Annotated in this window: 12 protein-coding genes; 11 read left to right on the top strand and 1 reads right to left on the bottom strand. The window is 70.6% G+C overall.

Going from position 1 to position 24467, the window contains the following annotated elements; all coding sequences use genetic code 11:
- The 5 genes from AAW14_RS25610 to AAW14_RS25590 form a co-directional block, all read left to right on the top strand.
- The coding region (locus AAW14_RS25610) for a type I polyketide synthase (protein ID WP_265566285.1) at positions 1-8122 on the top strand (8122 nt) is incomplete at its 5' end.
- 78 nt (positions 8123-8200) lie between these two features.
- On the top strand, positions 8201-9457 hold the full coding sequence (ccrA, locus tag AAW14_RS25605; RefSeq protein ID WP_265566284.1) for a crotonyl-CoA carboxylase/reductase: 1257 nt from the start codon (positions 8201-8203) through the stop codon (positions 9455-9457).
- Positions 9458-9507: 50 nt separating this feature from the next.
- Positions 9508-10707: a cytochrome P450 gene (locus AAW14_RS25600; protein WP_265566283.1), complete on the top strand. Its 1200-nt coding sequence runs from the start codon at positions 9508-9510 to the stop codon at positions 10705-10707.
- Positions 10708-10950: 243 nt separating this feature from the next.
- Positions 10951-12165: a cytochrome P450 gene (locus tag AAW14_RS25595; RefSeq protein ID WP_265566282.1), complete on the top strand. Its 1215-nt coding sequence runs from the start codon at positions 10951-10953 to the stop codon at positions 12163-12165.
- Between the two features lie 70 nt (positions 12166-12235).
- The gene (locus AAW14_RS25590) at positions 12236-12430 is read left to right on the top strand and encodes a ferredoxin (RefSeq protein WP_265566281.1); all 195 of its coding nucleotides are present in this window, start codon (positions 12236-12238) and stop codon (positions 12428-12430) included.
- 161 nt (positions 12431-12591) lie between these two features.
- Here AAW14_RS25590 and AAW14_RS25585 read toward each other — a convergent pair whose 3' ends face one another.
- The gene (locus AAW14_RS25585; RefSeq protein WP_265566280.1) at positions 12592-16101 is read right to left on the bottom strand and encodes a BTAD domain-containing putative transcriptional regulator; all 3510 of its coding nucleotides are present in this window, start codon (positions 16099-16101) and stop codon (positions 12592-12594) included.
- 496 nt (positions 16102-16597) lie between these two features.
- Here AAW14_RS25585 and AAW14_RS25580 point away from each other — a divergent pair, with 496 nt between their 5' ends.
- From AAW14_RS25580 to AAW14_RS25555, 6 genes are all read left to right on the top strand, one after another.
- Positions 16598-17176, top strand: coding sequence for a LuxR C-terminal-related transcriptional regulator (locus AAW14_RS25580; protein ID WP_265566279.1), 579 nt, complete (start codon positions 16598-16600; stop codon positions 17174-17176).
- A 504-nt stretch (positions 17177-17680) separates the two neighbouring features.
- Positions 17681-19291, top strand: a complete 1611-nt coding sequence (locus AAW14_RS25575) for a GMC oxidoreductase (protein ID WP_265566289.1) — start codon at positions 17681-17683, stop codon at positions 19289-19291.
- 100 nt (positions 19292-19391) lie between these two features.
- Positions 19392-20159 (top strand): thioesterase II family protein, encoded by a 768-nt coding sequence (locus tag AAW14_RS25570; RefSeq protein ID WP_265566278.1) that lies wholly within the window; start codon positions 19392-19394, stop codon positions 20157-20159.
- Between the two features lie 206 nt (positions 20160-20365).
- Positions 20366-20938: a PadR family transcriptional regulator gene (locus tag AAW14_RS25565; protein ID WP_265566277.1), complete on the top strand. Its 573-nt coding sequence runs from the start codon at positions 20366-20368 to the stop codon at positions 20936-20938.
- 96 nt (positions 20939-21034) lie between these two features.
- Positions 21035-22759 carry an acyl-CoA dehydrogenase family protein gene (locus AAW14_RS25560; RefSeq protein WP_265566276.1) on the top strand — a complete coding sequence of 575 codons (1725 nt, stop codon included), beginning with the start codon at positions 21035-21037 and terminating at the stop codon, positions 22757-22759.
- Between the two features lie 360 nt (positions 22760-23119).
- Positions 23120-24244, top strand: coding sequence for a PP2C family protein-serine/threonine phosphatase (locus tag AAW14_RS25555; protein WP_416223367.1), 1125 nt, complete (start codon positions 23120-23122; stop codon positions 24242-24244).
- Positions 24245-24467 lie beyond the last annotated feature (223 nt).

Below are 24467 nucleotides of genomic sequence, written 5' to 3'. Positions count from 1 at the left end.
GGCGGGCCACTCCGTCGGTGAGATCGCGGCCGCGCATGTGGCCGGGGTGCTGTCGCTTCCGGACGCGGCGAAGCTGGTCTCTGCCCGCGCCCGGCTGATGCAGGCCCTGCCCGCAGGCGGCGCGATGGTCGCCGTGCAGGCCACCGAGGACGAGGTCCTTCCCCACCTCACCGAGAACGTCGGTATCGCGGCCGTCAACGGACCGCAGTCCGTGGTGATTTCCGGCGCCGAAGCGGCAGCTCTCGAAGTCGCCGCGCTCTTCACCGAGCAGGGCCGCAAGACCTCCCGGCTGAAGGTCAGCCACGCCTTCCACTCGCCGCTCATGGACCCCATGCTCCACGAGTTCGCGCAGGTCCTGCGGGAGCTGACGTTCGACAAGCCGAAGATCCCGGTCGTCTCCAACCTTACGGGCCGGCTCGTCGAGGCGTACACCGCCGACTACTGGGTCCGCCACGTCCGTCAACCTGTCCGCTTCGCCGACGGAATCCAGACCCTGCACGAGCAGGGCGTGAGCACCTTCGTGGAGATCGGACCCGGCGGCGTCCTCAGCGGCATGGCCCAGGGCTGCCTGGGGAAGGCGATCACGGTCCCCGTGCTGCGTGCCGACCGCCCCGAGTCAAGGGCGCTCACCACGGCCGTCGCCCAACTGCACGCCCACGGCATCCCGGTCGACTGGAACGCGCTCTTCCCCGGCGCCCGGACGGTGGACCTGCCGACGTACGCGTTCCAGCACGAGCGGTACTGGGTGGAGGCGCCGGAGCCGGTCGCCCCGGTGGCCGATCCGGTGGACGCGGAGTTCTGGGAGACCGTGGAGCGCGAGGACCTGGAGACCCTCGCCGGATCACTCGACATCCACCCCGACGACTCCTTCCGCGAGGTGCTGCCCAGACTCTCCTCGTGGCGGCGGCAGCGCAAGGAACAGTCCGAGGTGGACAGTTGGCGCTACCACGAAGTGTGGAAGCGGATCCCCGACCCCAACGGCACGCACCGCACCGGCACATGGTTGCTGGCCGTGTCGGAGGAGAATGAACAGATCGCCCCGGTCCGCGCCGCGCTCACCGCACGCGGCGCCGAACTGAGGACCCTGGTCGTCGGCCCGGCCAGTGACCGCACCGAAGTGGCCCGGGAGGTAGCCGGGCTCGGCCCCGTCGACGGCGTGCTGTCACTGCTCGTCACCGGCAACCCCGTACTGCCCGCACTGCTGCTCGTCCAGGCCCTGGCCGACGCGGGCATCGAGGCCCCCCTGTGGTGCCTCACCTCGGGCGCGGTGGCCGTGGACGGCTCCGAAGCCGTGCGCGACGCACGGCACACCCAGGTCTGGGGCCTGGGCCGGACCGTCGCCCTGGAACTGCCCCGGCTTTGGGGCGGATTGATCGACCTGCCCATGACTCTCGATGACCAGGCCGCCGACCGCCTCGCCGGCATCCTGAGCCAGGTACGGGCGGGCCGGTGGGCGGAGGACCAGCTCGCCGTCCGCGCCTCCGGCGTCTTCGCCCGGCGGCTCGCGCACGCACCGGCCCGCCCGGCCACCCGCCGCTGGGGGCCCCGGGGCACCGTCCTCGTCACCGGCGGCACCGGCGCCCTGGGCGGCCACGTCGCCCGCTGGCTCGCACGGGAGGGCGCCGACCATCTCGTCCTCACCAGCCGCCGGGGCGCGGACGCCCCCGGCGCCGCCGCACTGCGCGTCGAACTGGAGGACCTGGGCGCACGGGTCACCGTCACCGCGTGCGACGTGGCCGACCGCGAGGCCGTGGCGGCCCTGCTCGCCGAGCACACCCTCACCGCCGTCGTGCACACCGCTGGAGTCGCCGACCCCGGCCTGGTCACCGACACCACCCCCGATGCGTTCGCCGCAGCGCTCGCCGCGAAGGCCGACGGAGCGGCACACCTCGACGAACTGCTCGGCGAGCAGGAGCTGGACGCCTTCGTCCTGTTCTCCTCCATCTCCGGCGTCTGGGGCAGCGGCGGCCAGGCCGCCTACGCGGCCGGCAACGCCTTCCTCGACGGGCTCGCCCGGCAGCGCCGCGCCCGCGGACTCGCCGCGACCTCCGTCTCCTGGGGGCCCTGGGCCGACGGCGGCATGGTCGAGGACGGCAACGACGAGGTGCGGTTGCGCCGCCGCGGACTGTGCGCGATGGCACCCCGGTCGGCGATCACCGCGCTGCAGCGCGCACTCGGCCGCGACGAAACCCTGCTGACTGTCGCCGACGTCGACTGGGCCCGTTTCATCGTGCCGTTCACCCTCGGCCGCCCCAGCCCGCTGCTCGGTGACCTCCCCGAAGTGCGGGAAGCACTCGCACAGAACACCCCCGACGAGCCCCACGGCTCCGGGGCGCTCGCCGAGAGCCTGGCCGGGCTCTCGCCGGAGGAGCAGGAACGCACCCTGGTGGAGCTGGTCCGCAGCCACGCGGCCGGGGTGCTCGGACACCGCGGGGCCGGCTCGATCGAGGTCGACCGGCCCTTCAGGGACCTCGGCTTCGACTCCTTGACCGCGGTGGAACTGCGCAACCGGCTCATCGAGGAGACCGGTCTGGCCCTGCCCACGTCGCTCGTCTTCGACCACCCCACGGCCACCGACCTCGCCGCCCACCTGAGGGCCGAACTCACCGGCAGCCGGAGCCCTGAGGACATTGCCCCGGCAGCGGCCGCCGCCGTACTGGACGAGCCCATCGCCATTGTCGGCATGGCCTGCCGCTACCCCGGCGGCGTGAGTTCCCCAGAGGACCTGTGGGAGCTGGTCGTCTCCGGACGCGACGCCGTCTCGCAGTTCCCCGGCAACCGGGGCTGGGACGTCGAGCAGCTCTACCACCCGGACCCCGACCACCCCGGCACCACCTACACCACTCAGGGCGGATTCCTGTACGACGCCACGGAGTTCGACCCCGCCGTCTTCGGGATCAGCCCGCGCGAGGCCGTCGCGATGGACCCGCAGCAGCGCCTCCTGCTGGAGACCACCTGGGAGGTCTTCGAACGGGCCGGGATCGCCCCCGACAGGGTCCGCTCCACCAACACCGGCGTGTTCATCGGCTCCGGCTACCAGGACTACGCCGCCCGACCGCTCAAGGTCCCCGACGGCGTCGAGGGTTACCTCTCCAGCGGCAACTCCGCCAGCGTCATCGCCGGCCGCCTCTCCTACACCTTCGGACTGCAAGGCCCCTCGGTCACCGTCGACACCGCGTGCTCGTCATCACTGACCGCCCTGCACCTCGCGGTTCAGGCACTGCGCAACGGCGAGTGCTCGATGGCGGTGACCGGCGGTGTGATGGTGATGTCCAGCCCGTCCGCCTTCACGATGTCGAGCAGACAGCGGGCGCTGTCCCCCGACGGCCGCTGCAAGGCGTTCGCCGCCTGCGCCGACGGTACCGGCTTCGCCGAGGGCGTGGGCCTGGTCCTCGTCGAGCGGCTCTCCGACGCGCGCCGCCACGGCCACGAGGTCCTGGCCGTGGTGCGCGGCAGCGCCGTCAACCAGGACGGCGCCTCCAACGGGCTGACCGCGCCCAGCGGCAAGGCCCAGCAGCAGGTCATCCGGCAGGCACTCGCCAACGCCCGGCTCGACCCGGACGAGGTCGACGCCGTGGAGGCCCACGGCACCGGCACCCGGCTCGGCGACCCGATCGAGGCGCAGGCGCTGCTGGCCACCTACGGCAGGGAGCGCTCCGCGGACCGACCGCTGTGGCTCGGCTCGCTGAAGTCCAATATCGGCCACTCGCAGGCGGCCGCGGGCGTCGGCGGCGTCATCAAGATGGTGATGGCCATCCGCAACGGCGTTCTGCCGCAGACGCTGCACGTCGACGGGCCGACCGCGGACGTCGACTGGTCCAGCGGGAACGTGCGCCTGCTGACCGAGCAGACCGCCTGGCCCGACCACGCCAGGCCCCGGCGCGCGGCCGTCTCCTCGTTCGGGATGAGCGGCACCAACGTGCACACCATCATCGAGCAGGCCCCGGAGACCGGGCCCGCCGAGGACAAGCAGTTCCCCGAAACACAGGACGCCACCGCCGCCCTGCCCGTGGACGTGTTCCCCTGGGCGCTGTCCGCGAAGACCGCGCGGTCCCTGCGCGAGCAGGCACGCCGGCTGCTGAACCACCTCGACCGCGCAGAAGGGCTCTCCCTGCCCGACGTCGGCCGCGCTCTCGTCACCACGCGGACGCAGCTGGAGCAGCGGGCCGTGGTCGTCGGCCGTGACCGGCACGAGCTGCGGGCCGGGCTCGCGGCGCTCGCCGACGGCGAACCCGCGGACACCGTGGTCCAGGGCACCGCCGCAGCCTCCGGCAGGGTCGCCTTCGTCTTCCCCGGTCACGGCTCGCAGTGGACGGAGATGGCCCGCGAACTGCTGGACATCTCCCCGGTCTTCGCCGAACAGGCGAAGGCCTGCGCCGAGGCGTTCGCCCCCTACGTCGGCTGGCCGCTGCTCGAGGTTCTGCGTGCCGAGCCGGGCGCACCGAGCATGGCCGAGGTGGAGGTCGCCCAACCCGCGCTGTTCACGGTGATGGTGTCGCTGGCCGCCCTGTGGCGCTCCTACGGTGTGACGCCTGCCGCCGTCGTCGGCCACTCGCAGGGCGAGGTCGCCGCGGCGTACGTCGCGGGCGCGCTGACGCTGGACGACGCGGCCCGGATCGTGGCCCTGCGCAGCCGCTCGCTGACCAAGCTCATGGGCAAGGGCGCGATGCTCGCGGTCGCCATGCCCGCCGACCGGGCCCGCGCGAGGCTGGAGAAGTACGGGGACCGGCTGTCGGTTGCCGCCGTAAACGGGCCCGCCGCCCTGACCGTCTCCGGAGAGCCCGATGCGGTCGACGAACTCCTGGCGGAACTCGAAGAGGAGGGCGTGCGCGTGCGCAAGGTCCGCGGCGCCACCGGCGCCGGGCACTCCGCCCAGGTCGAGAGCCTGCGCCCCGAACTGCTTGAGCTGCTGGCCCCGGTCGCGCCGGGAGCGGCGGACGTCCCCTTCTACTCCACGGTGACCGGCACGGTGCTGGACACCACCGCGCTGGACGCCGAGTACTGGTACCGCAACGCGCGGCACACGGTGGAGTTCGAGCGGACCGTACGGACGCTGCTGGCGGACGGGCACGGGGTGTTCGTCGAGTGCAGCCCGCACCCGCTGCTGGCCGACGCGGTGCAGGAGATCGCTGAGGAAGCCGGTGCCGACGCCGTGACCGGAGCCTCGCTGCGCAGAGGCCAGGGCGGCATGGACCGCTTTCTGCGCTCCGTGTCCGAACTGCACGTGAGCGGCGTACACGTGGACTTGACGTTACCCTTCGCCGGGCGTCCGGTACGGCGCGTGGACCTGCCGACGTACGCGTTCCAGCGCCAGCGGTACTGGCTGGAGAGCGCCGACCCGGTGCCTGCGGGCGCCGATCCGGTCGAGGCCGGGTTCTGGGAACTGGTGGAGAACACGGACCTGTCCGGGCTCGCCGATGAACTCGGGGCGGACGACGCCGCCCTCATCGGCCCGGCGCTGCCGGTGCTGTCCGCGTGGCGTCGGCGCAGCCGCGAGAAGTCCACGGTGGACGGCTGGCGCTACCGCGTCTCCTTCCGGCGGCTGACCGACCACCCGGCCCCCGGCCTGGACGGCCTGTGGCTCGCCGTCCTCCCCGCCGGACTGGCGGACGAGCAGTGGGCGCCCTGCGTCGTCGGCGTGCTCGGCGCCCACGGCGCCAAGGTGCGGGTCGTCGAACTCCCCGTCGACTGCGACCGCGCGCAGGCCGCGAACCGGCTCGCCGAGGAACTCGGCGGCGAACAGCCCGCCGGTGTCCTCTCGATGCTCGGCCTCGCCCCCGGATGCCACCCGGACCACCCGACGTTGTCCGCGAGCCTCGCCACGACCGTCACCCTGTTGCAGGCGCTGGGCGACGTGGATGTCCAGGCGCCGCTGTGGTGCGCGACCCGTGGAGCCGTGTCCACCGGAGCCACCGACCCGCCGCTCGACGCCGGCCAGGCACAGCTCTGGGGCCTGGGCATCGTCGCCGCGCTGGAACTGCCCCGGCGCTGGGGCGGTCTCGTCGACCTGCCCGAGAACCTGGACGAGCAGGCACTGCGCCGCCTGGCCGGAGCGCTGGCCCAGGACGACGAGGACCAGCTCGCCGTACGTGCCGACGGTGTGTACGGCCGGCGCATGGTCCGGGCGCGGCCCGCCGACGTGGAGCCCGCGACACCGTGGCGGCCTCGCGGCACCGTCCTGGTCACCGGCGGAACCGGCGGCGTGGGCCGGCACCTCGCCCGTTGGCTGGCCGGCGCGGGCGCGCAGCACTTGGTGCTCACCAGCAGGAGTGGGCCCGACGCCCCCGGTGCGCAAGAACTGCACGCGGAGCTGACCGCCCTGGGCGCCGAAGTGACCATCGCCGCCTGCGACATCGCCGACCGCGATGCGGTCGCGCGGCTGCTCGCCGGCATCGAGTCCCGACACCCGCTCACCGCGGTGCTGCACGCCGCCGGCACGGCACGGTCGTCCATGCTGGCCGACGCCGGTCTCGACGAGTTCGCCGAAGCCGCGGCCTCCAAGGTCACCGGCGCCACCCACCTCGACGAGTTGCTCGACGGCCGTGAGCTGGACGCGTTCGTCCTCTTCGCCTCCGGTGCCGGCGTCTGGGGCAGCGGTGGGCAGGCCTCCTACGCCTCCGCCAACGCCTTCCTCGACGCCCTGGCATTGCGGCGGCGGGCGCGCGGCCTGACCGCTACCTCGGTTGCCTGGGGCGGCTGGGCGGGCGGCGGCATGGTCGACGACGCGGTCCAGGAGCGCGGCGAGAGGCGGGGCCTGGGTGTCATGGCCCCCGAGCTCGCGATCTCCGCCCTGCGCCAGGCCGTCGAGCACGACGAGGCGGCCCTCACCGTCGCCCCGATCGACTGGGAGAAGTTCCTGCCCGCCTTCACCGTGGGACGGCCCAGCCCGCTGCTGGCCGACCTGCCCGACGTACAGCGGCTCCTGGAGACCGAGCAGGCCGTCGGCGAGGATTCCGGCGCCGGAGCGGCGCTCGCGACCGAGCTCGCCGGACTCGCCCCGGCCGAGCAGGAGGAGCGGCTGCTGGAGCACGTCCGCTCCCAGAGCGCCGTGGTCCTCGGTCATGCGTCGGCCGAGGACGTGCTGCCCACCGCGCACTTCCTGGAGCTCGGCTTCGATTCGCTCACCGCGATAGACCTGCGCCGGCGCCTGTCGGCGGCGACCGGTCTCCACCTGCCCGCCGGGCTGGCCTTCGACCATCCCACGCCCGCCAGGCTCGCCAAGCACCTGTTGACGCGGCTCCAGGGCGCCGGCCGGGGCGCGGCGGAGGAGCGGCCCGCCGACATGCTGGTGCAGCTCTACCGGCACGCGAGCGAGAACGGGACGGCCGCCGAAGCCATGGGGATGCTGATGGAGGCGGCCCGCTTCCGGCCTTCGTTCGAGCGGCCCGAGGAACTGGCCCAGCGGCCCGCCCCCGTACGGTTGTCGCAAGGTGACCGTCCCCTGGCGCTGATGTGCTTCTCGCCGTACGTCGTACCGGCTGGGGCGCACCAGTACGCGCGGTTCGCCACACCCTTCCGCGACCGGCTGGACATGTGGGCGCTGGTCCACCCCGGCTACGAGAAGGGCGAGCCGGTCCCGTCCGATCTGGACGTCGTGCTCCGGCTGCACGCTGGGACCGTACGGGAGTGCGCCGGCGGAAAGCCGGTCGTCCTGCTCGGCTACTCCTCGGGCGGCTGGATCGCCCACGGCGTGGCGGCACACCTGGAGGCCATGGGCGAGCAGCCGGCGGCCGTGGTGATGGTCGACAGCTTCAGCCGAGAGGTCCCCTTCGACCACCAGGTGCTCAACGCGATGGCCCAGGCGCAGTCGCAGCGCCTGGACTTCATGAGGTCCGGCGGCGAACAGCTCACCGCGATGGGCCGCTATATGCGCCTGTTCGACGACTGGGCCGCGCCGGAGATCGCCGCGCCGACCCTGCTCGTACGGGCGAGCGAGCCCATGCTGGCCGGCGCCGCGGACGGCGACGGACGCGCGGCACCGCCGGAGCACGTGGACACGGTCGTCGAAGTGACCGGAAACCACTACTCGATGTTGGAGGACCACGCCGGCACGACCGCGGCGGCCGTGGATTCCTGGCTGGCGGACGTCGTCACCGATTCGTCCGGCCCCGCCGCACCTTGAGGACGCAACGACCGCATGACCGGCCCGCGACCACCGCGAGCAACCCAGACCGGACAGAGCAGATGTGGGAGAGAAATCATGACGAAGGCTCTCTACGAGATCGGCGAGACCCCGCCGCTCGGTGAGGTTCCGCCCCAGATGTACGCCTCGGTGATCCGGCAGAACCGCTTCGGAGAGCCGAAGCAGGCGTTCCGCACCGAGGTCGTCGACACCCCCGCGGTGGGCCGCGGCCAGGTGCTGGTCTACGTGATGGCCGCCGGCATCAACTACAACAACGTGTGGTCCTCGCTGGGCAAGCCGGTCGACGTCATCGGGATGCGGCAGCGCCAGGGCCGGCCCGAAGACTTCCACATCGGAGGCTCGGAGGCCTCCGGCGTGGTGTGGGCCGTCGGCGAAGGCGTCCGCAATGTCAAGGTGGGTGACCACGTGCTGCTCACCAGCGGCCAGTGGGACGAGACCGCCGAGGACATCCGGATGGGCACGGACCCTCTGGTCTCGGAGAGCATCAAGGCCTGGGGATACGAGACCAACTATGGGTCCTTCGCACAGTTCTGCCGCGTCGACGAGTACCAGTGCCACCCCAAGCCCGCCCATCTGTCGTGGGAGGAGTCGGCGGCCTTCCTGCTCACCGGGCCCACCGCCTACCGGCAGCTGTTCGGCTGGCAGGGCAACACGGTCCGCCCCGGCGACCCCGTCCTGATCTGGGGCGGTGCGGGCGGCCTCGGCTCGATGGCCATCCAGCTCGTCAGGCTGGCCGGCGGCATCCCGATCGCCGTGGTCTCCAGCGAGGACCGCTCCGAGTACTGCCGCCGCCTCGGGGCGGAGGGCACCATCAACCGCCGCAACTTCGATCATTGGGGCCGGCTGCCCGATGTCGGGGACGCCGAGGCGTCGGCGCGGTTCCTGCGCGGCGCTCGCGGGGTCGGCAAGAGGATCTGGGAGATCCTCGGTGAGCGCAAGTCCCCGCGGATCGTGCTGGAGCACAGCGGCCAGGACACCCTGCCGACCTCGATGTACCTGTGCGACAGCGCCGGCATGGTGGTGATCTGCGGTGGTACCTCCGGCTACAACGGAGACGTCGACCTGCGCCACCTGTGGATGCGCTCCAAGCGCCTCCAGGGCTCGCACTACGCCGACACCCGCCAGTGCCGCGAGGTCATCAACCTCGTCGGCGCCGGCATGCTCGACCCCTGTCTGTCCGCCTGCGACGGCTTCCAGGACATCGGGCGCATGCACCAGATGATGCACGACAACGTGCACCCTTCCGGGAACATGGCCGTCCTCGTGAACGCGCCTCGTCGCGGCGAGACCGCGCTCGAACTCGCCGCCGCCTGACAATTCCCGCCGCACGAACCCTTCCCCCTATCACAAGCGCAAGGAGAGTCATGCCCGAGCCCATCGCCGACGCGCCCGCCGTCCCCAAGGCCCGCAGCTGCCCGTTCCTGCCGCCGGACGGCATCGCCGACATCCGGGAGGCCGCCCCGGTGACCCGGGCCACCTTCACCAGCGGCCACGAGGCGTGGCTGGTGACCGGCTACGAGGAGGTGCGCGCCCTGCTGCGCGACCCCTCCTTCAGCGTCCAGGTGCCCCACGCGCTGCACACCCGGGACGGCGTCGTCACCCAGAAGCCCGGCCGCGGCAGCCTGCTGTGGCAGGACGAGCCGGAGCACACCGTGGACCGCAAGCTGCTCGCCAAGGAGTTCACCGTCCGGCGCATGCAGGCGCTCCGGCCGAACATCCAGCGCATCGTCGACGAGCACCTCGATGCCCTCGAGGCGCGGGGCGGCCCGGTCGACCTGGTGAAGACCTTCGCCAACCCGGTGCCTTCCATGGTGATTTCCGACCTGTTCGGTGTCCCGGCCGAGCGCCGGGCGGAGTTCCAGGAAATCGCCGAGGCGATGATGCGGGTCGACCAGGACGCCGCCGCCACCGAGGCTGCCGGCATGCGCCTGGGCGGGCTGCTCTACCAGCTCGTCCAGGAGCGCCGGGCCAACCCCGGGGACGACCTGATCTCGGCGCTGATCACCACCGAGGACCCTGATGGCGTCGTCGACGACATGTTCCTCATGAACGCGGCCGGCACGCTGCTGATAGCGGCACACGACACCACCGCCTGCATGATCGGCCTCGGTGCGGCGCTGCTCCTCGACCGCCCCGGCCAGCTGGCCCTGCTTCGCGAGGACCCGTCGCTCGTCGGCAACGCGGTCGAGGAACTGCTGCGCTACCTGACCATCGGCCAGTTCGGCGGCGAGCGCGTGGCCACCCGGGACGTGGAACTCGGTGGCATGCCCATCGCCAAGGGCGAGCAGGTCGTCGCGCACGTCCTCGCCGCCGACTTCGACCCCGCCTTCGTGGAGGAGCCGGAACGTTTCGACATCACCCGCCGCCCCGCCCCGCATCTGGCCTTCGGCTTCGGCGCACACCAGTGCATAGGCCAGCAACTCGCCCGAATCGAGCTGCAGATCGTCTTCGAGACCCTGTTCCGCCGCTTCCCGACCCTGCGCCTGGCCAAGCCCGTCGAGGAACTCCGCTTCCGCCACGACATGGTCTTCTACGGTGTGCACGAGCTGCCCGTCACCTGGTGACCTCCGCACCACGGCCCACTCCCACAGGAGATCAGCGCCCGCGGACCGCGCGCGCTGATCACGCCTTCCGCCGCCGCGTCGCGCCGGGGGCGGCCAAGGTCGCCGTGAACAAAAGGGTCCGGGGCCGGACGACCGGGCGCCGACCGGACTGCGCGAGGACCTGCTGACGGACTCAAATCTGTTTCCCGTAGCCATTCACGTATCGATGAACGACCGCACTGCCGATTGTTTGAAAGGCACGACATGACCGAGACCGAAATCCGCCTCACCGGGTCGTCGGCACCGTCCTTCCCCCAGGACAGGACCTGCCCGTACCAGCCGCCGAAGGCCTACGCGCAATGGCGGGGCGAGAGCCCGCTGACGCAAGTCACGCTGTTCGACGGCCGACCGGCGTGGCTGATCACCGGGCATGCCGAGGGACGGGCGCTGCTCGTCGACCCCCGGCTGTCCTCCGACTGGGGTCACCCGGTCTTCCCCGTCGTCGTCCAGCGCACCGAGGACCGCGGCGGGCTCGCGTTCCCGCTGATCGGCGTCGACGACCCCCTGCACGCCCGGCAGCGGCGCATGCTGATCCCCAGCTTCGGTGTCAAGCGCATGAACGCGATCCGTCCCAGGCTTCAGAGCCTCGTCGACCGGCTCTTGGACGACATGCTGGCGAAGGGGCCGGTCGCAGACCTGGTGTCGGCCTTCGCCCTGCCCGTGCCCTCCATGGCGATCTGCGAGCTCCTCGGCGTCCCGTACGGCGACCACGACTTCTTCGAGGAGTGCTCCCGCAACTTCGTGGGCGCCGAGACGTCGGCGGAGGCCGACGCAGCCTTCGGTGAGCTGTACACGTATCTGCACGGCCTGGTCGGGAAGAAGCAGGCCGAGCCTGAGGACGGCCTGCTGGACGAGCTGATCGCACGCCAGTTGGAGGAGGGCGAACTGGACCACAACGAGGTGGTCATGATCGCGCTGGTCCTGCTGGTGGCCGGCCACGAGACCACCGTCAACGCGATCGCCCTCGGAGCCCTCACGCTCATGCAGCACCCCGAGCAGATCGACGTGCTGCTGGGCGACCCCGGCGCGGTCTCAAAAGTGGTCGACGAGCTGCTGCGGTTCACCTCCGTTTCCGACTACCTCGTCCGGATGGCCAAGGAGGACATCGAGGTCGGCGGCGAGATCATCAAGGCCGGGTCCGCGGTGCTGGTCTCCATCACGCTGATGAACCGCGACGCCAAGGCGTACGAGAACCCCGACATCTTCGACGCCCGGCGCACCGCACGTCACCACGTCGGCTTCGGCCACGGCATCCACCAGTGCCTGGGCCAGAATCTCGCCCGCGCCGAGCTCGAGATCGCCCTTGGCGCGCTCTTCGCCCGCATTCCGGGCCTGCGGCTGGCCGTACCCCTGGACGAGGTGCCCATCAAGGCCGGCCACGACGCCCAGGGCCCGATCGAGCTCCTCGTCACCTGGTGAGGATCTGGGGGAAGGAACGGAAGGAACGGAAGGAACGGAAGGAACGAAAGAAAGGGAGGTGGGCCACGCCATGCGCATCACCATCGACCGCGACCGGTGCATCGGCTCCGGCCAGTGCGTCATGACCGCACCCGGCGTCTTCACGCAGGACGACGACGCGCTGGTCGCCCTGGTCGCCGGACATGAGGACGGGGCGGGGGACCCGCGCGTGCACGACGTCCCCATGGCCTGTCCGGTACAGGCGGTCGCGATCTTCGAGGACTGAGCGGCATCGGCCGTGAGGCATGGGGTCCGCAACCGTGCGAGCGGTGGCTCTCCGGGAGCCGGCGGCCAGGGCCACCGCTTGCTGGAATCCCACAGCGGCGCATCACCGGGACATGGAACTGGATGAGTCGACTGACGAGGCGGAGCATGGGTCCACCACGCTCATCGGCCGGAGCCGGGCTCGCCCCGTCCTGGGCCCGGGCCCGCGAGCGCCTCGTCGGCACCGTGGCCCAGCAGTTCGTGGAGCAGCGGGGTCGCGGGCAGTGCCGGGTGGAGGTACACGCGCTCGCGGCGTTGTTCGACGGCGGCCAGCAGCATCCGGAAGGTGGTCCTCGCCTCCTCGATCCGCCCGCCGAGATGTTGCGCCTGGCCCAACAGGCCCAGGTGGAGAGGGTGGCGTAAGTACGTCCTGGACTGGCCTAATTCGGCCAGCGAGGTCCGCATGAGGGCGAGGCCGTCGTCGTGATCTCCTGCGTGCGCCAGGCCCCACCCTTTGACGACGCCCAGCATTGCCTTCCAGTAGAGAAGTCCATGTTCGCCCGCAACGCGGACGCCCTCGTCGCTCGAGGCGAGTGCGGTGCGGGTGTCACCCTCCCAAGCCGCCACGACCCCGTCCACATACAGCGCGAAGGAGCGGTCGGACGGCCTGCTCTCGAACTCGGTGAGGCTCAACAGTTCACGTCGGCGCGCGTCGGCGGTCTGCCGGTGTCCAAGGAGCCAGTGGGTGAAGGTGTCGTAGGAGCGGCAGGAGACGCGTGGGTCGTGCTGGAAGGTACGCGCCAGCGCATGACCCTCGTTGGCGAAACGATCCGCCATGCCGACGCCGCGCTCCAGTTCGGCGAGCGCCTGCGGCAGCATTCCGCGCACATGCAGCACGATGCCTTCGCCGTACGCCGCACCGAGCGCCGCCACGGGCTCCCGGGTCTGCCGCGAGATGTCCCGCAGCAGGCCGGAGAACTGCCGCGAGGCGTCGTAGCGGCCGGTGACCAGGTATGACGCGCACAGCGCCCAGAGCACCGACGGGTCCTCGGGGGCATGAGTGGCCGTGCTGAAGGCGCGACCGCGCGTCAGTGCCGCCTCGGCCTCGGGGTGGCCGTAGCCGCGAGTGGTGGCGAGTACCTGGCCCAGTTGGATGTGCAGCCGTTGTTCCAACATCACCGTGGCGGAATCGTCCGGCGGCAGGAAGCCGACCAGGTGCACTGCGCGGCGCAGCCAGATCTCCACCTGCTCGTACGCCATGCATTGCTCGGCGTGTTCCGCCGCGAGCAGCAGCCGAGGCAGCGCCTCGGCGGCCGGCAGTGCACTCTTGGCGTGCCAGCTGTGATGTGCCACCCGCTCGATCTCCTCGTCCCCCACTTGCCCGCGCCTGCGTGCGCACAGCGCCTCGGCGACCCTGGCGTGCAGGCGGTGGCGGTCCTCACGGGGGAGCTCGTCAACGAGCGTCTCCTGGACGAGGGCGTGAGCGAAGTGCAGCCGCCCCGGATGGTGCGGGTCCTCTCCGAGCAGACCGGCACGGATGGCCGACTCAAGACCCGCGATGACCGGTTCGTCACGCGTGGCGGTCCGGTGCAACAGGTCGGTGTCCACCTCGGCGCCGATGACGGCGCACAGTCGAAGCACCTGCAGAACCGGCTCGGGTAGCGCGGCGAACCGCTGGTGCAGCGCCTCGCGTACGCCGGTGGGAATGTGAGCCAGGAGCGCGTCAACCGCATCCGGGTGATGGAGATTACGCGCGTCGCCCACGAGGGAGAGAAGCTGCATCACAAAGTACGGGTTGCCCTCGCTGCGCCGATGCAGCACCTCGACAACCCCCGGGTTCACACCAGACCCTGCATGTGCCTCGACGAGGGCGCCGACGGCCTGCAGGGAGAGCCCACAGAGCCGCAGCGTCTCGGTCCTGGGGCCGCGTAGCACGTCGGAGACCATCCGGCGCAGCGTTGCGTCCGACTCGGCCTCGAACTCCCGGGCCGTGAGCACGATGCCGAGCGGATGGCCCTGGCAGCGGGTGCTCAGCAGCCTGAGCAGGTCAAGGGAGGCGGTGTCCGCCCACTGCAGATCTTCAAGGAGCAGCACGAGCGGGTGTTGCCCGGCGAGGGCGAGTAACACCTCGCAGACCGCGTCGTGGGCGAGGAAGCGGGCCTGGCACCAGTCGGAGGCCCATCTCGGGCCTCCGGTCCGCGCCGCCGACCGCTCGGGCATCAGTGGGGCGAGCAGGGCGCCGAACGGTTCCGTTGCCTCGCGAAAGGCATCCGGCCGGGTGGCGGACAGCCGCCGCAGGATCTGGGTCCACAGCCAGTAGGCGGGGACGCCTTCGCCGGGGAAGCAATGGCTCCAGACCACCTCCAACCTGGATCCCTTCTCATGCGCGTCCATGCTCTCCAGACGTGCCGCCAGTTCAAGCAGCAGGCGGGTCTTTCCGACTCCTGGGGGGCCGAGGACGCCGGCCACATGACCGCGGCCCACGACCGCGCTCGCGGCGGCGGTCGTCAGCCGGTCGAGCTCCTGGCCGCGGCCGGTGAACGGCGAAGGGGCAGCCGTCCACCCCGACTCGAACTCCGGGGATTCGCCGACCCCGGGGGCGTCTGCCGTCTCGTGTTCCGGCCCGGGCACGGGCCGCCACTGGGCTGTCCCGGCTTGTGTGCCGGTGGTGTCCGCCCGCGAACCCGGCGGCACAGCGGTGCGCGCCTCCGGGCGCGCGTCGGTGCCCGTGATCCCCCAGCGTTCGACGGCCGCGCCGGAGTCATCTGTCCCGTTGGCGTCGATGGTTGCCACCGCCCGGCCGTGTCCCCGCGGCGTGACGGCCGTCCTACCGTCCCCGGAGCCCTCGAAGCCCTCGGAGTCCGGTACTCCGTCGTCACCGATCTCGTTCCTCCCGAGCGGGATATGTGACGCTCCGGTGGACTCAAGTGGTGCGGGAGACAGCTTCTTCGAGGGGGCGCTCGCTCCCGGCTCCTGGCGCAGGATCGTGTTTCTGACACGGCGTAGTTCGGCTGCGGTGTCCACACCGAACTCCTCGACCAGATGACTACGCGTCCGCTCGTACACCTCAAGCGCCTCGGCCTGCCGCCCGAGCCGGGACAGCGCCGTCATGAGGTGGCCGACCAGCCGCTCCCGCGTGGGGTGACGGCGCGCCTCCCCGTCCAGATCGGCGGCGACCTCTTGGGCCGCGCCGAGAGCCAGCCGCGCCTCCGCGCAGGACTCCACGGCGGTGAGCCGGATCTGTTCGAGCCGGGCGCACTCGTCGCTGAGCGGTGGATGGCTGTCGAACTCCGCGTATGGCGAGCCGCGCCACAGCCCCAAGGCCTCGGTGAGCCGGGCATGCGCGGTGCGCGGATCGCGTTGCTCCAGCAGCCGCCGTCCGTCGGTGACCAGACGCTCGAAGCGGCAGGCATCGACCTGTTCGGGATCGAGATCGAGGACGTAACCGGGCGTCCGATGACGCAGAACCGAAAGTTGGCGCGTTCCCGCCACCGTTTGCAGGGCCCGGCGCAGATGAGAGACATGGCTTTGGAGTGTGGCGACGGCCTGACGGGGTGCTCCGTCACCCCACAGTTCCTCGACGAGTAACTCGGTGGGCACCACGCGGCCGAGGCGGATGAGCAGCAGAGCGAGCAGTGTTCGCCGGCGTGGCGGGCCCAGCGGGAGGTCATGCCCGTTGCGTCGCGCCGACATGGGCCCCAGAACGCACAGTACGAGCTCAGCCTGGCCGGTCGTTGTGGGTGACACGTTTGCGGTCGGAGGTGCGGGCATGACGGTCCCCATCGTTCTCGCGGATACGGCTGACTGACGGACGGTTTCGAGCTGGCTGGTCTCACACCGTCCTCTGCGGATCCTGACATAGGGGAAGCGCCTTCCCAAGCTGGAGATCCATCGATTGGCAAGAAAGCGGCAGGTGTTCGGCAATGATTTCGACAGGCGTCCGGAAAACGATGGCGCGCGACGGCAAGGAGCCGTCAGTGGCTCGACCAGGACTCCGCAAGGGCGGTGACGCACGATGTTCAGCATCTGGAGACTCTGCTGGTCCCAGGGTCGATGACGCCCCTGCTGACGGCCTTCACGGCCGCTCACCAGCCTCCGAATTGATTTCGCATTGATTTCACCCTCATGAAGTTTCCTGACAGGGAGCCCTCTCTTGCTGAGTCCAGCACCTGCAGCTCCGGGCCTGTGCATGGCGAGCCTCGATAGAACCCTGACCATCCAGCAGGCGAACCAAGAGTTCTTCCGGCAGTTCAACGGCTCGTCCGAGGACATATGCGGCCGCAATTTCCGTGAGGTGGTCCACCCGAGCGTGCAGCAGCCGCTGGTGCGCCAATTCTCCAATTTACTGGAAGGGAAGCACCAGCGATTCGTCACGCCCGTCATTGCCGTGGGGCCTGGGGAGGGGTCCGCCTTCACCGTTCCCCTCACCGCGGTCGCGGTGCGCGGTGGCCTGCCCGACACGACCGCGATCCTGGTCATGATGCCCACGGCCGGGGACGCCGAGGGGACACATGTGGTGACCAAACGCAAGAAGATCCTCTCCGCGATGGACGCGCGCATCCTCGAAGGCATCGCCGCAGGCGTCTCCACCGTCCCCTTGGCGGCAAGCCTCTACCTCAGCCGGCAGGGCGTCGAGTACCACGTGACCTGTCTGCTGCGGAAGCTGAAGGTGCCCAACCGCGCCGCGCTCGTCTCCCGCGCCTACTCCATGGGCGTGCTCAAGGTCGGCACCTGGCCGCCCGAGGTCGTGGACGACTTCGTGAAGTGAGCGGGCAAGGGCCGCGCCGGGCGCCGGCTCGCGCCGGTGGCTGTGGCAGTGTCCACCCGGGCCGAACGCGGGGTGACCGGGCCCGCCGCTCACGGAGTGCCCAGTCAGCACATGGCGCAACGGCTCGAGTGAGTTCGCGCGCCGTGGAGAAGCACCTCACCAGCGCCTACCGCGGCTCCCGGCCGCCGGACGGTCCGAACGGCCGCGTCCCGCCCTCCGTTGCCCGGCCCGGCGCACGCCTGAAGGCATGCGTGAGCGCTGCCCGCGCCCGGGAGCGGGCCATGTGACGCCCTCTTCTGTACCCCCGGTAGCCCAACCTCCGGACCCGGCCTCCACAGGGTCGGCCCGCCCGATCCGGATTTCGTCGACGGCCAACGCGCGGTCTCCGCACGGTCCGTTCCGCCCCAGGCGCGCCGCTCCGGTCAGCCTTCAGATTCCTCTTTCCTCTCCCCGAAGTTCAGGAGACACAGCGTGATTGCACACCAGCCTCTGTCGCGCCGCCGCATGCTCGGCGTGGCGGCCTTGGGCGCCGCCGCACTCGCGGGGCAGACCACGATCACCGCCGCCCCCCGGGCGGCCGCTGCCACCGCAACCAGTCGTTCCGGCGGCACGTTCGTCCCGGCCGTCGTGGTCGGCACCGGTTACGGCGCGGCTGTCTCCGCGCTGCGTCTCGGCGAGGCAGGGGTCCCCACCCTGATGCTGGAGATGGGCCGGCTGTGGAACCAGCCCGGTCCGGACGGCAACGTATTCTGCGGGATGCTCAAGCCCGACAAGCGCTCCAGCTGGTTCAAGACCCGCACCGAGGCCCCGCTGGGCTCCTTTCTGTGGCTCGACCTCGCCAACCGGGACATCGAGCCCTTCGCGGGGGTACTGGACCGGGTCAACTTCGACCAGATGTCCGTGTACGTGGGACGCGGTGTCGGCGGAGGTTCGCTCGTCAACGGCGGCATGGCGGTCACGCCCCGGCGCTCGTACTTCGAGGAGGTGCTGCCGCAGGTCGACGCCGACGAGATGTACTCCAAGTACTTCCCGCGCGCGAACTCCACCCTCCGGGTCAACAACATCGACAAGAGCTGGTTCGAGCAGACCGAGTGGTACACGTTCGCGCGTGTCTCGCGCCAGCAGGCCTCGAAGGCGGGCCTGAGCACCACCTTCGTGCCCAACGTCTACGACTGGGACTACATGCGCCGTGAGGCGGATGGGGCGGTGCCCAAGTCCGCGCTGGCCGCCGAGGTCATCTACGGCAACAACCACGGCAAGGTCTCACTCGACAAGAGCTACCTGGCGGCCGCCCTGGGCACCGGCAAGGTCACCATCGAGACCCTGCACCAGGTCAAGACGATCCGTCAGCAAAACGACGGCACGTACGTGCTGACCGTCGAGCAGAGGGACACCGACGGCAAGCTGGTCGCGACCAAGGAGGTCTCCTGCCGCCACCTCTTCCTCGGCGCCGGCAGTCTCGGCTCGACCGAACTCCTGCTGCGTGCCCGGGAGACCGGCACTCTCCCGAACCTCAGCTCTGAGGTCGGGGGAGGCTGGGGCCCCAACGGCAACATCATGACCGCCCGCGCCAACCACGTGTGGAACCCCACGGGCACCAAGCAGTCGTCGATCCCCGCCCTCGGCATCGACGACTGGGACAACCCGGACACCCCCGTCTTCGCCGAGATCGCCCCCCTGCCGGCGGGCGTCGAGACCTGGGTCAGCCTCTACCTGGCCATCACCAAGAACCCGGAGCGCGGCACGTTCTTCTACGACGCCGCCAAGGACCGGGCGGACCTGCGCTGGACCCGGGACCAGAACGCGCCCGCGGTCGCAGCCGCGAAGTCGCTGTTCGACCGCATCAACAAGGTCAACGCCACCATCTACCGGTACGACCTCTTCGGCAAGCAGATCAAGGCCTTCGCCGACGACTTCTGCTACCACCCGCTCGGCGGCTGCGTCCTCGGCAAGGCCACCGACAACTACGGCCGCGTCTCCGGATACAAGAACCTCTACGTGACCGACGGTTCGCTCATCCCCGGCAGCATCGGCGTCAACCCGTTCGTGACCGTCACGGCGCTGGCGGAGCGGAACGTCGAGCGCATCATCAAGGAGGACTTCGCGGATTCCTGACGAGCGGTGGGCGGGGCCCGCTCGCGCCCCGCACCTTCTCCTCCCGGCGAACGCCCTGCCACGGTGGGCGGTCGAACTGAAACCGAAAAGGAAAGATTCCGTGAACTCCCCGCTCACCGAGGACAACGGCCTCTGGATCCGCAGGTTCCACCCGCGCCCCGACAGCCGCGCCCGGCTGGTCTGCCTGCCCCACGCGGGCGGCTCCGCCAGCTTCTACTTCCCCGTGTCCCGGTCCATGCCCGACAGCGTCGACGTGCTGTGCGTGCAGTACCCCGGCCGCCAGGACCGCCGAGCCGAGCCGCTCCTGGACTCCGTACCGGCGCTCGCCGACAAGGTCTACGAGGCCGTCCTGCCCTGGACCGACCGGCCCATCGCCCTGTTCGGCCACAGCATGGGCGCCTCCCTCGCCTACGAGATCGCCCGACGGCTGGAGCAGGAGCGGGGCATCATGCCCGCCACCCTCATCGCCTCCGGCCGCCGTGCCCCGTCCATGCACCGCGACGAGACCGTCCACCTGCGCGACGACGACGGCCTCGTCGCCGAGATGCGCGGCCTCAGCGGCACCAACCCCCAGCTGTTGGGCGACGAGGAAGTCCTGCGCATGATCCTTCCGGCCATCCGGGCGGACTACCGCGCAGCCGAAACCTACACCTGGGAACCCGGGCCGCCCCTGCACTGCCCCGTGACCTGCCTCGTCGGCGACGACGACCCGAAGGTCACCGTGGAGGAGGCCGCCGGCTGGTCCCGGCACACGGACGGCCCCTTCATGCTGAAGGTCTTCCCCGGCGGCCACTTCTTCCTGGCCCAGCACCAGACGGAAATCGTCCGCCTCATGGCCACCCAGCTGGAGATCCCCGACCGGGTATGAGGACCGGCCTGCGTCGCACCGCGAGGCCTTGCACAGCGCGGCGGTCCGGCCGACGCACGTTGCCATGGCGTGCCGGCACCAGGTCGTCCCGCAGAGCCCCGACGAGCGCTCTGCCGCTGGGGCAGGGGCCGTCCGCGGGGTGAGCCGTGTCGCATCGGAGCGGGCGAGGCTTGCTATGCAACGAGTTGCATAGAAGGATCGGTGTCATGGCGCTCGAACACGCGATTTTGGTGTCGCTTTTGGAGAAGCCGGGATCCGGCTATGAGCTGGCCCGGCGTTTCGAGCGGTCCATCGGCTACTTCTGGACCGCGACCCACCAGCAGATCTATCGCGTGCTCAAGCGCATGGAGAACGACGGCTGGGTCGACGTCCGGGACGTCCCTCAGCAGGGCCGGCCGGACAAGAAGGAGTACAGCGTCGCCGACCTTGGCCGGGCCGCGCTGTCCTCCTGGTTGCATGATCCGATCGAGCCGGAGAGCGTCCGCCACGACCTGGCCGTCAAGATCCGGGGCGCTGCCTTCGACGATCCGACCGCCCTGATCCGCGAGGTGGAGCGGCACCGGCAGGTGCACCGGGACCGGCTGGCGCACTATCTCGCAGGGGAGGCGCGGGACTTCACGGGGCCCGAGGCAAAGGCGGCCGGTCCGCAGGCACCGCTCGACGCGGAGCGGGAGCTCCAGCACGTCGTACTGCGCGGCGGCATCGCGTACGAGCGGATGATGATCGGCTGGCTCGACGACGTGCTGGCCACGCTGTCCCGGTTCGGTCCGACCCGCTGATCGCCGCCGCACCCTTCGCCGCCCTCCCGACCCGGCAGGTCCAGCCGCCAGGCCTCCCGATTCCCACCCGTCCACCAGTCGAAAGGCGTCCTCACCATGGCTGACCAGCTGCTGTTCAACCCCCGCAGCTACGACCCCGCACACTTCGACCCGGAGACGCGCCGCTTGCTGCGTGCCACCGTCGACTGGTTCGAGGAGCGTGGGAAGGGGCGGCTGATCGAGGACTACCGGACCCGCGCGTGGCTCGGCGACTTCCTCGCCTTCGCAGCGAAGGAGAATTTGTTCGCCACCTTCCTGACGCCGTCGTCCGCCTCGGGGGAGGGGGAACCGGACAAGCGGTGGGACACCGCCCGGATCGCTGCGCTCAACGAGATCCTGGGCTTCTACGGCCTGGACTACTGGTACGCCTGGCAGGTCACTATCCTCGGCCTCGGTCCGGTCTGGCAGAGCGACAACGCCGCCGCCCGCTCCCACGCTGCGGAACTCCTCACCCAGGGAGAGGTGTTCGCGTTCGGCCTGTCCGAGAAGGCCCACGGCGCCGACATCTACTCCACCGACATGCTGCTCGAGCCCGACGGCGACGGCGGCTTCAGGGCCACCGGCTCCAAGTACTACATCGGCAACGGCAACGCCGCTGCACTCGTCTCCGTCTTCGGCCGCCGTACCGACGTCGAGGGGCCCGACGGCTACGTCTTCTTCGCCGCCGACAGCCGTCACCCGGCCTACCGCCTGGTCAAGAACGTCGTCGACTCCTCGAAGTTCGTCAGCGAGTTCCGCCTGGAGGACTATCCCGTAGTGGCCGAGGACGTCCTCCACACAGGCCGCGCCGCCTTTGACGCCGCTCTCAATACCGTCAACGTCGGCAAGTTCAACCTGTGCACCGCCTCGATCGGCATCTGCGAACACGCGATGTACGAGGCCGTCACCCACGCCCACAACCGCATCCTCTACGGCCGCCCCGTCACCGCCTTCCCGCACGTGCGGCGTGAGCTGACCGACGCGTACGTCAGGCTCGTCGGCATGAAGTCGTTCAGCGACCGCGCCGTCGACTACTTCCGCTCCGCCGGCCCCGACGACCGCCGCTACCTGCTCTTCAACCCGATGACGAAGATGAAGGTGACCACGGAGGGCGAGAAGGTCATCGACCTGATGTGGGACGTCGTCGCTGCCAAGGGCTTCGAGAAGGACAACTACTTCGGCCAGGCGGCCGTGGAGATCCGCAGCCTGCCGAAGCTGGAGGGTACGGTTCACGTCAATCTGGCGCTGATCCTGAAGTTCATGCGCAGCCATCTCCTCGACCCGGTCGAGTACCCCGGCGTGCCGACCCGCCGCGACGCGGCCGACGACGACTTCCTGTTCCGGCAGGGGCCGGCCCGCGGCCTCGGCTCGGTGCGCTTCCACGACTGGCGACCCGCCTTCGACGCGTACGCGCACCTGCCCAACGTGACCCGCTTCCGCGAACAGGCCGACGCGCTCTGCGCGTTCGTCGCCACGGCCGCCCCCGACACGGAGCAGAGCCGTGACCTCGACCTCGTACTCGCGGTCGGTCAGCTCTTCGCCCTCGTCGTGCACGGGCAGCTCGTCCTGGAGCAGGCCGCCCTGACCGGACTCGACGAGGACGTGCTCGACGAACTCTTCGCCGTCCTCGTGCGGGACTTCTCCGCCCATGCCGTCGAACTGCACGGCAAGGACTCGGCGACCGAACAGCAGCGGGACTGGGCGCTGGGTGCGATCCGGCGGCCGGTCGTCGACGAGGCACGTACGGAGCGGGTCTGGCAGCGGGTCGAGGCGTTGTCCGGAGCGTACGAGATGGCTCCGTAGGCGCGCCTGCGCTTCACCGGTGGCCGAGCCGCGTGGGCCCGGCCACCGGTGGGTCAGGGTACGGCTCCGAGAACCGGCCCACACAGGAAAAGTTCCACCGCGTCTCGTGCGGCCACGACGCGCACGCTGACACGGTCGTCGCAGGCTGGAACAGCTCACCGGCCGGCCGTACGAGGACCCGCAGTGACTGGGCCTGCCGGACGCCATGCGGACGGACTGAGTTTCGCTTGGTGCCATCCGTGACAGGGCGTATACGGTCGGTGTGCGGCTCCCCGTATGGAGTCACAGCTGCCGGAGGGGTACGGCATCTCGCGGCCCTCCGGCTTCACAGCGGCACGGTCTCCGCTTCATCCCGATAAGATGCATTTTGTGATCAGGTCCGGACGGCTCCGCCGCCGCCCTCCATACGGTGGCCGACGGGAAACGGTGCTGCTGTCACCGTTGATCCTTACCGTCCTCATCACCGGCCTGGCATTCGCCACCCCGAGAGAGATCGCCTTCAGCCGCCTGCTGCCCGCGGCACCCGCCCTCGCCGCCGCGATGTGGTCCGTCATCCCGACGATCCTGCTGGGGACGTTCTGCCTGTTGGTGATGATCGGGCTCAGCTTCGTCTACTCCGATCTTGGGACGCCGTACACGGCTGCTGCGATCGTTGCGGTCACCCTGGCGGCGGCATATGCCAGCCATCTTCGACTCCAGCGAGAGGAGATGCTCTTCCAGGTCCGTCTCGTCGCCGACACAGCCCAGAAGGTGCTGCTCCGCCCGCTGCCGCGCCGCATCCAGGACGTCGAAGTCGAGTCGCTGTATCTGGCGGCCCAAGAGCAGGCCCGGATCGGAGGCGACTTCTACGAGGCGGCCGACACGCCGTACGGGGTCCGGCTGCTCATCGGCGACGTGCGCGGCAAGGGACTCCCGGCGGTGGGGGCGGCCTCGGCGGTGATCAACTGCTTCAGGGAGAACGCGTACGACCAGCCCGATCTGAGGGGCATCATCCACCGCCTGGAGACCAGCATCGCCCGGTACAGCGTCGCCTTCCCCACCCCGGATCAGTCGGAGCACTTCGCCACCGCACTGATCGCCGAGATCCCCTACGGCGGTGGTCAGGTCAGAATTCTCAACTGTGGGCACCCGCCGCCGCTGCTTGTGCAGCGCGGGGAGGTCCGCGTCCTTGAGTCCACCATGCCCTCGCCGCCCCTCAACCTCGCGACGCTCCTCGGAGACCACTACATCGTCGACACCGTCCCCTTCGACGCGGGCGACCAGATACTGCTCTACACCGACGGCGTGACGGAGACCCGGGACCGTGACGGCACCTTCTTCCCGCTGCCGGACTGGATGCGGCAGCTCGGCCCGGCGCCGCCCCGTGAGCTGCTGGACCGGCTCCACCGGGACCTGCTCCACTACAGCGGCGGAAGACTCGAGGACGACATCGCGGCCCTCGCCGTGCGCTGCCGGAAGTCCCCGGGTCAGGAGCGGTCCGTTTAGACGTCTGGAAGCCGTTTTGCACCGCCTGGCCGCCTCGCCCTCGCCGAGCGCCACGCCCGCTGGTCCGTTCCGGCTGGACCACCCGCGGCGCGCGCAGGGCTGCCCGGCGGACGGCCAGGACGGTAGGACAGCTGACAGCCGCTGACCGGTCGGTCACGAGGGCGCCCCGGCGCGCAGTCGCGCCGGGGCGCCCGACCTGCACCGGACGCCGCGCGCCGATCCG

This window comes from Streptomyces hygroscopicus, assembly GCF_026168105.1.
GTDB classification, from domain to species: Bacteria; Actinomycetota; Actinomycetes; order Streptomycetales; family Streptomycetaceae; genus Streptomyces; species Streptomyces hygroscopicus_D.
The sequence above is the reverse complement of the archived record's forward strand: the minus strand, read 5'-3'. Positions and strand labels throughout refer to the sequence as shown.

Bases quoted from the DNA above. Each gene is read 5' to 3' on its own strand.
- ccrA (WP_265566284.1), top strand. From the start codon at position 8,201: ATGACGAAGGCTCTCTACGAGATCGGCGAGACCCCGCCGCTCGGTGAG.
- AAW14_RS25600 (WP_265566283.1), top strand. From the start codon at position 9,508: ATGCCCGAGCCCATCGCCGACGCGCCCGCCGTCCCCAAGGCCCGCAGC.
- AAW14_RS25595 (WP_265566282.1), top strand. From the start codon at position 10,951: ATGACCGAGACCGAAATCCGCCTCACCGGGTCGTCGGCACCGTCCTTC.
- AAW14_RS25590 (WP_265566281.1), top strand. From the start codon at position 12,236: ATGCGCATCACCATCGACCGCGACCGGTGCATCGGCTCCGGCCAGTGC.
- AAW14_RS25585 (WP_265566280.1), bottom strand. From the start codon at position 16,101: ATGTCGGCGCGACGCAACGGGCATGACCTCCCGCTGGGCCCGCCACGC.
- AAW14_RS25580 (WP_265566279.1), top strand. From the start codon at position 16,598: ATGGCGAGCCTCGATAGAACCCTGACCATCCAGCAGGCGAACCAAGAG.
- AAW14_RS25575 (WP_265566289.1), top strand. From the start codon at position 17,681: ATGCTCGGCGTGGCGGCCTTGGGCGCCGCCGCACTCGCGGGGCAGACC.
- AAW14_RS25565 (WP_265566277.1), top strand. From the start codon at position 20,366: ATGGCGCTCGAACACGCGATTTTGGTGTCGCTTTTGGAGAAGCCGGGA.
- AAW14_RS25560 (WP_265566276.1), top strand. From the start codon at position 21,035: ATGGCTGACCAGCTGCTGTTCAACCCCCGCAGCTACGACCCCGCACAC.
- AAW14_RS25555 (WP_416223367.1), top strand. From the start codon at position 23,120: ATGCATTTTGTGATCAGGTCCGGACGGCTCCGCCGCCGCCCTCCATAC.